Here is a 7,599-nt window from a genome sequence, read left to right as displayed (position 1 = left end):
CTGTAATATAAATGTCACCTAAACGAAATAATATGACACCAGCGTATAAATGGTAGAGGAAGACATGGCAAAGGCCGAATTTTCATTGCAGGAACGCGATAGAAAGCGATTGGTGAAAGATCGTCTGGTTCGCGCGGCCGTGTCTTTTGGTGGCGTCAGTGTATTGGCGGCGCTGGTGTTGATCTTTATCTATCTGGCGATGATCGTGTTGCCTCTGTTTTCCGACGCCAAAATTCATCCCAACCAGGCTCAAACATCGATCTCGATCAGTGATCCCGTATTCATCGGTTTGGATGACAGTGGCGAACTGGCGTATACCTTATCCGCTGAAGGACAACTTGATTTCTGGGCAATGACGTCGCCTGCCAGCGCGGCGCAATATTCTGAACAGGTCGCGCCGCCAGGGAGTCTGTTCGCCCGTGGCCTGCCCTCTTCGGGGTGGCTTGCCGCCGCCACTTCGCAAGGTCATCTGACGATATTCAAACCACAACCCGCCGGGCTGAACAGTCCGTCAGGGCAATCACCATCACCGAAAGTTGTACGTTATCCTCAGGCCGACAAACTGACACTGACGTTTGGCAGCCAGCAACTCAAGCAGTTTGTGTTTGGCGTGTCTGGCCGAACACCGACCGCGGCCGGGTATTTTGATGACTACAGTGTGGCGGTCAAATGGCTGGATGCTCAGCAGCGGATCCATCAGTTTGTTTTTCCAACCCCATTCATCGGCCTGGATCAGATGTTGCTGACACCGGATGGCCAAACGCTGTATCTGCGCACCGGTTCGGAACTGGTGGTGGCCCGGCGTCACCAGAGCGGGTATGCGGTGCGCGAAGTGGTGGATCTGAGCGACGGAGCCACCCGCCATGGCGTAACGGATGTGACGCTGCTGTCCGGCGCGTACTCGTTATTGGTGACGCATAAAGATGGCCTCGTCACACAGTGGTTCGATGTTCTCAAAGATCAACAGCGTCATCTTACCCAGATCCGCTCGTTCAAACTCGCGTCACAGTTGAAATTGTTGCTGCCGGATACCTATCGTAAGGGCTTCTACAGTTTTTATCTGAATGGGACGGTGCAGAGTCATTACACGACCAGTGAAAAGCTGGTGTTGTTTGATCGCGCCTACACTCAGGCACCGCAACTGACGGCGATGTCGAACAATGAACGTTTTTTACTCACGTATCTCGATGGGCTGTTGAGCGTTGCAAAAGTCGACAACGGCTATCCGGAAATTTCGCTATCTTCGTTGTGGCAAAAAGTCTGGTATGAAAGTTATCCTGAGCCGCAATATGTGTGGCAGACCACTTCTGCCAGTGATGATTTTGAAGCCAAGTTCAGCCTGATACCGATCGCGTTTGGTACCCTGAAAGCGGCCGCTTACGCGATGTTGTTTGCGGTGCCGATTGCCATTCTCGGTGCAATATACACGGCGTATTTTATGTCCCCCCGTTTGCGTCGTGTGGTTAAACCGACGGTCGAACTGATGGAAGCGTTACCGACCGTGATCATTGGTTTTCTGGCTGGGCTCTGGTTTGCACCCATTGTCGAAACACACCTGACGGCAGTGTTCGTTCTGCTGGTTTTTCTGCCGCTGGCCACGGTGGTGGTCGGGGCGGTATACCAACTGCTCCCGACCCGATGGACGGGGCGTTTACCTAATGGCTGGCATGTGTTGATTCTGATGCCCGTGCTGGTGATCCTGACTACATTGCTGATGCTCAACAGCGCCCAGTTGGAAGACGGGTTGTTTCACGGTGACATTCGCGTATTTCTCGCCAGCCATGGCATCGACTATGATCAGCGTAACGCGCTGGTGGTGGGCTTTGCGATGGGATTTGCGGTGATACCGACCATTTTTACCATCGCAGAAGATGCGATTTTCTCTGTGCCCAAGCACTTGTCTGACGGCTCGCTCGCCCTGGGTGCTACGCCCTGGCAGACGTTGATTCATGTGGTGTTACTGACCGCCAGCCCGGGGATTTTCTCAGCCGTCATGATGGGGCTGGGCCGTGCTGTGGGGGAAACCATGATTGTGCTGATGGCGACCGGAAACACCCCCATTATGGATTGGAACATTCTCGAAGGCATGCGCACGCTATCCGCCACCATTGCGGTTGAAATGCCCGAGTCTGAAGTGGGCAGCTCGCATTTCCGGATTCTGTTCCTCGCGGCGCTGATTTTGCTGATGTTCACGTTTGCTGCCAACTCTCTGGCGGAATGGGTAAGACAACGATTAAGAGATAAGTACCGTGCGCTGTAACCTAACATTCGATTTTGAACTTAGCGGGGCCGGCCGTGTTTAACTGGCTAAGAAGTGGCACGCCATGGGTATGGCTGACTGGCGGGGCGGTCAGTGCCAGCCTGTTGTCAGTACTCGGCCTGTTGCTGCTGATCGGCTGGAAGGGCTTGTCCTATTTCTGGCCGGCTCCCTTGTATGAATGGAAAACCACCTCAGGCAGTACTATGGTCGGGCAGTTGTATGCCCGCGAATCCGTGCCGGTGAATCACTTGGTGGAGATGAAAAAGCACCTGCCATCATCGGTGATTGAAGAGGGACTGGTCGATCGACTCAGCATCAAAGTGGCCAACCGAGATATATTTCCGGCCGATTTTATTTCCGTACTGGATGTGGATATTGCGTCGCGCCGTCAGCCGTCCGGCTGGGCGGTGGTCGAACGTACCCGCAGCGGTGACTTTTTTGCTAAACCGGTGGCGTACGTGAGCGCCGGAGTCAGCGAAAGCAGCGATATCTCGGAGCGGATTGAACTTGGGCTGGACAAAGCGCAGCAGCTGCGTGAAGCAATTGAACGGGTGATTGCCAAGGAAATTCGCATCATCAGTGGCTTGAGTGAAAAGCTGCGCCTGGAGCATCGCCGCCGAGAGTTGAATCACCGCCTCGATGCGGCCTACCAGACTCAGTATGAGCAGCGTCAGGCACAATTTAAGGCGCAATTGCAGACCGCAGAAGCCAAGCTGGACGGCCTGCGCAGTCAGCTCAATCATGACGCATTGGTTGTGGAAGACATGACGGGTAAACGGCATGTGATTCCATTGAGCGACATTCTTGATCTCTGGTATCCCAATGACATGCACCTGCTGGCGAAAGTCGCGCAGTGGGGCAAGCAGATGTGGAAGTTTCTCGCCGATGATCCGCGAGAGTCCAACTCCGAGGGGGGGGTGTTTCCGGCGATATTTGGCACCGTACTGCTGGTGATCATCATGTCGATCATCGTGATGCCGCTTGGGGTTCTGGCTGCGGTGTATCTGCATGAATACGCGAAAAATAATTGGTTTACTCGGGTGATTCGCGTCGCGGTTATCAATCTGGCGGGTGTGCCGTCCATTGTTTACGGGGTGTTTGGGCTGGGCTTTTTTGTCTATACCTTAGGTGGGTCGATCGATGCGCTGTTTTACTCCGAGCGTTTGCCCGCACCGACGTTTGGCACGCCGGGGCTGCTGTGGTCTGCGTTAACGCTGGCGGTCCTGACGCTGCCGGTGGTGATTGTGGCCACTGAAGAGGGTCTGACCCGGATTCCGGTGTCAGTACGTCATGGCTCACTGGCCCTCGGCGCGACTCAGTTTGAAACGCTGTGGCGTATCGTATTACCGATGGCGAGTCCGGCCATCATTACCGGCTTGGTGCTGGCCGTGGCGCGCGCTGCAGGCGAGGTTGCCCCATTGATGCTGGTGGGGGCGGTCAAGCTGGCTTCCAGCTTGCCAGTCGACAGTCAGTTTCCGTTTTTGCATCTCGAACGTAAGTTCATGCATCTCGGTTTTCATATTTATGACGTCGGTTTCCAGACCACCAATATTGAAGCGGCGCGTCCACTGGTGTACGCAACCTCATTTTTACTGGTCACCGTGATTGTCGGTCTGAATCTGACGGCGATCAGCATCCGCAATAATTTGCGGGAAAAATACCGAACATTGGGACAAGATTAAGCATGTTTTCAGTCAATCAAACCCTCGGGTATCAGCCCCCGATCGACGTCAACAACCTCAGTGATGAGCAGACGGCCATCGCGATTGAGCAGTTGAGCTTGTTCTACCAGAGCGCTCAGGCGTTGAGTGACATCTCCATGCGCATTCCGAAAGGGCAGGTGACGGCTTTCATCGGCCCCTCCGGCTGCGGGAAATCGACCTTGCTGCGCTGCATTAACCGTATGAATGATCTGGTCGAAGGGTGTCGGGTCGAAGGTAAAGTCAAACTGCACGGCAAAAATGTCTATCATCCGACCGTGGATGTCGCCACCTTGCGCCGCCGGGTCGGAATGGTCTTCCAGCGCCCGAATCCATTCCCGAAATCGATTTATGAAAACGTGGTGTACGGGCTGCGTCTGCAGGGCATCCGCAACAGTCGTACTCTTGATGATGCCGTTGAACGTTCACTGCGTGCTGCTGCGTTGTGGGAGGAAGTGAAAGATCGACTCAACGAGAATGCGTTTGGCTTGTCCGGTGGTCAGCAACAGCGTCTGGTGATAGCCCGGGCGATTGCGATTGAACCGGAAGTGCTGCTGCTGGATGAGCCTACTTCGGCCCTGGATCCGATCTCGACTCTGACGATCGAAGAGCTTATCAATGATCTCAAAACCAAATATACCGTGGTGATCGTCACGCACAACATGCAACAGGCGGCCCGAGTCAGTGATCACACGGCGTTTATTCATATGGGTAAATTGGTGGAATATTCGGATACCGACTCCATCTTTACCTCGCCGATGAAAAAGCAGACCGAAGACTATATTACCGGTCGTTACGGTTAAGCGATTTACATTGGTGAGGTTTCACGATACACATGAGCTATCCTGATCTATAACAAGCAACACAATAGGGAATTCTATGCATTTCGGTCGTCACATTTCCGGTCAGTTTAACGTTGAGCTGGAATCGATCCGTACCCATGTTCTGACCATGGGCGGATTGGTGGAACAGCAATTGTCGTTTGCGATGCAGGCACTGCACAAGGAAGACATTGAACTGGCGCGTAAAGTGGTACGTGATGATCACAAAGTGAATGCAATGGAAGTCTCCATCGACGAGGCGTGTACCCGTATCATTGCCAAGCGTCAGCCGACGGCGAAAGATCTGCGCCTTATCATGGCGATCATCAAGACCATCACGGATCTGGAGCGTATTGGTGATGTGGCGACCAAAATTGCGTACGTGGCGATTGAAAGCCCTTCCTCCCAAGAGGGGCAGTTTAATGTATCGCTTGAGCCACTGTGTCGTCAGGCAATCACTATGCTGCATCAAGTTTTGGATGCCTTTGCGCGCATGGACGTCGATGCCGCCGCCAATGTTCACAAACTCGATGATAAGCTCGATGCGGAATACGAGGCGGTGATCCGCCAGTTGATGACTTACATGATGGAAGACCCGAAAAACATTCCGCATATTCTTCAGGTCATGTGGTCGGCTCGTGCCATTGAACGGGTCGGAGATCGTTGTCAGAACATCTGTGAGTACATCATCTATTTTGTCAAAGGCAAAGATGTCCGCCATCTGGGGGATCAGAGCATCGACGACGCGCTGCGTTAATATTTTTGCGGGACAAACGTTTGTTCGTCCTCAGGCGCACGTACACAACCCTGTTTGTTGACTTCAGTCAAGTCAATCTCCGGATAGTCAATGCGCTGATATTCAATCTGGCTGAGCAAGTGACTGATGCAGTTTAGTCGGGCGCGCTTTTTGTTATCAGAAGGCACCACCCACCAGGGGCACTGTTTGGTGTCGGTGTGGGCAAACATTTTGTCTTTGGCCTCAGAGTACTCCGCCCAGCGGCTGCGTGACTCCAAATCCATTGCACTGAACTTCCAGCGTTTGATCGGGGTGTGGATACGATCAAGAAACCGTTTTTCCTGCTCTTCATCGGACACCGAAAACCAGTATTTGATCAAAATGATGCCAGAGCGCTGCAGCATGCGTTCGAATTCCGGACAGGAATACAGAAATTCGTCATACTGCTCGTCGGTGCAAAATCCCATGACTTTTTCAACGCCGGCACGGTTATACCAGCTGCGGTCAAACAGGACAATTTCGCCCGCGGATGGCAGGTGAGCGACATAGCGCTGAAAATACCACTGAGTCTTTTCTTTTTCGGTCGGAGCCGGCAGTGCGGCCACTCGGCACACCCTGGGATTGAGCTTCTCAGTGATCCGTTTGATCGCGCCGCCTTTGCCTGCCGCGTCACGGCCCTCGAAAATCACCACTACTTTAAGCCCCTGCAGGCGTACCCACTCTTGCAGCTTGACCAGCTCGACCTGAAGCCGTTTGAGCTCTTTCTCATAGAGTTTCTTTCCTAGCTTATTACTCATCGCACTCTCCTTAACGCTTACCTTTACAGTAGCATCAGTCAAAGAAAGTGTGGTGAGTGAGGTTTAAAACTTGAGAGCTTTTGCTACCTTTTCAATTGCTTGCGGGTTGGTCACTGGCACAACAAAATCATCCGTGCCAGTGTCACCCATTCGGGCACGGTCTGCGACCAACTGCATGTGGCTAGGGCGCTGAGATTTTCCGGACAGGTGTACCTGACGCACGCCGCTGAGAGTAACAATTTCTCTGACGTTGCCAGCGTTAAGCCCGGCTCCGGCCATGATGGCGATTCGTTCACCGGCCTGTGCGACCATCTGATGCAGGACCTGGACTCCGGACTGTGCATCGGCGGCTTGACCAGACGTCAGGACGCGTTCACACCCCAGCGCAATGATGTCCTCCAGCGCCCGGTGGACATCACGGCATTGGTCGATGGCGCGGTGAAAGGTCATCCCCAGTCCATGTAGCTGGGCTCGCTCTGCTAACTGATGCGCCTGATCAATGTCGATATGCCCGTCGCGATCCAACACACCGAAGACGATGCCTTGCAAACCGGCCGATGCTGCCGCGTCAATGTCGAGCAGCATGGCGTTGAGATCGTTCTGCTGATAGAGAAAGTCACCTTGGCGCGGACGAATCATGGCATAGACGGGGACACTGGAGAGTTTGGCTGCGCATTGCATAAAACCAAAACTGGGCGTCAGACCGCCCAAAGCCAGTGATGAACACAGTTCGATACGAGTGGCGCCACCGGCGATGGCCAGAGGCAGGGATTCGAGGTTATCAATACACACTTCGATGTGGAACATGAGCAATACTCAATGACGGAAGAAACCGCGTCAGTATAGCGTGTCGCTGCCCGGGCAATCAGAGTAAAGTTTGCTGCGGCGATTTTCCTCTTTTTGACCAACAAAAAGCCCCGCGGAGAGGCGGGGCTCAGAGAGATGCTTACGCAGCGTCTTCTTGTGGTGTTTCGTCCACCGGGGCGACTTTCTTCGCCTTTTTCGCTGCGGCAGGCGCTTTGCGTTTTTTGGCGCCCAGGGCGTACAAGACTTCGTCTTTGTTTTTCGCCAGATACATGGCCAGCTCTTCTTGCTTGTCTTCTTGCTCAAACAGCTCACTTTTACCCAGTAGCTCGAAAAGCTCATCTGCCATATCCAGCATTTTGTCATAAGCGTCAGCTTCGGCTTTCGAGGTAAAAGTCATCTTCTCTTCTCCGTTGCGTTCCACCACGTACTTGACGATTACAGCCATGGTCCATCCTCTAAATTGATATGAATGTATTAC

General features: G+C 53.4%; 7 protein-coding genes. 4 read left to right on the top strand and 3 right to left on the bottom strand.

Annotation, left to right across the window (positions count from 1 at the left end; all coding sequences use genetic code 11):
* Nucleotides 1–64: 64 nt before the first annotated feature.
* The 4 genes from CAG65_RS14945 to phoU all read left to right on the top strand — a co-directional run bounded on the left by CAG65_RS14945 (nt 65) and on the right by phoU (nt 5,538).
* Complete coding sequence (locus tag CAG65_RS14945) at nt 65–2,260, top strand: ABC transporter permease subunit (RefSeq protein WP_161454160.1); 2,196 nt, start codon at nt 65–67, stop codon at nt 2,258–2,260.
* A gap of 35 nt (nt 2,261–2,295) precedes the next feature.
* Complete coding sequence (gene pstA / locus CAG65_RS14940) at nt 2,296–3,942, top strand: phosphate ABC transporter permease PstA (protein WP_161454159.1); 1,647 nt, start codon at nt 2,296–2,298, stop codon at nt 3,940–3,942.
* 2 nt (nt 3,943–3,944) lie between these two features.
* On the top strand, nt 3,945–4,763 hold the full coding sequence (gene pstB / locus CAG65_RS14935) for a phosphate ABC transporter ATP-binding protein PstB (RefSeq protein ID WP_021706581.1): 819 nt from the start codon (nt 3,945–3,947) through the stop codon (nt 4,761–4,763).
* Between the two features lie 76 nt (nt 4,764–4,839).
* Entirely contained in the window at nt 4,840–5,538 is a 699-nt protein-coding gene (phoU, locus tag CAG65_RS14930; RefSeq protein WP_021706582.1) for a phosphate signaling complex protein PhoU, read from the top strand.
* Here the strand turns inward: phoU and ppk2 are convergent.
* From ppk2 to CAG65_RS14915, 3 genes are all read right to left on the bottom strand, one after another.
* Nucleotides 5,535–6,314 carry a polyphosphate kinase 2 gene (ppk2, locus tag CAG65_RS14925; RefSeq protein ID WP_161454158.1) on the bottom strand — a complete coding sequence of 260 codons (780 nt, stop codon included), beginning with the start codon at nt 6,312–6,314 and terminating at the stop codon, nt 5,535–5,537. The two genes, phoU and ppk2, sit on opposite strands and share 4 nt — an antisense overlap.
* Before the next feature lie 63 nt (nt 6,315–6,377).
* Nucleotides 6,378–7,121 carry a copper homeostasis protein CutC gene (locus tag CAG65_RS14920; protein WP_161454157.1) on the bottom strand — a complete coding sequence of 248 codons (744 nt, stop codon included), beginning with the start codon at nt 7,119–7,121 and terminating at the stop codon, nt 6,378–6,380.
* Nucleotides 7,122–7,260: 139 nt separating this feature from the next.
* Nucleotides 7,261–7,566, bottom strand: coding sequence for a YebG family protein (locus CAG65_RS14915; protein WP_021706585.1), 306 nt, complete (start codon nt 7,564–7,566; stop codon nt 7,261–7,263).
* Between the last annotated feature and the right edge of the window lie 33 nt (nt 7,567–7,599).

This window comes from Vibrio sp. V39_P1S14PM300 (assembly GCF_009904765.1).
In the GTDB taxonomy this organism is placed as follows: Bacteria; Pseudomonadota; Gammaproteobacteria; order Enterobacterales; family Vibrionaceae; genus Vibrio; species Vibrio proteolyticus.
The sequence above is the reverse complement of the archived record's forward strand: the minus strand, read 5'-3'. Positions and strand labels throughout refer to the sequence as shown.

Excerpts from the sequence above, each read along its gene's own strand:
- CAG65_RS14945 (WP_161454160.1), top strand. The coding sequence starts at position 65 with ATGGCAAAGGCCGAATTTTCATTGCAGGAACGCGATAGAAAGCGATTG.
- pstB (WP_021706581.1), top strand. The coding sequence starts at position 3,945 with ATGTTTTCAGTCAATCAAACCCTCGGGTATCAGCCCCCGATCGACGTC.
- phoU (WP_021706582.1), top strand. The coding sequence starts at position 4,840 with ATGCATTTCGGTCGTCACATTTCCGGTCAGTTTAACGTTGAGCTGGAA.
- ppk2 (WP_161454158.1), bottom strand. The coding sequence starts at position 6,314 with ATGAGTAATAAGCTAGGAAAGAAACTCTATGAGAAAGAGCTCAAACGG.
- CAG65_RS14920 (WP_161454157.1), bottom strand. The coding sequence starts at position 7,121 with ATGTTCCACATCGAAGTGTGTATTGATAACCTCGAATCCCTGCCTCTG.
- CAG65_RS14915 (WP_021706585.1), bottom strand. The coding sequence starts at position 7,566 with ATGGCTGTAATCGTCAAGTACGTGGTGGAACGCAACGGAGAAGAGAAG.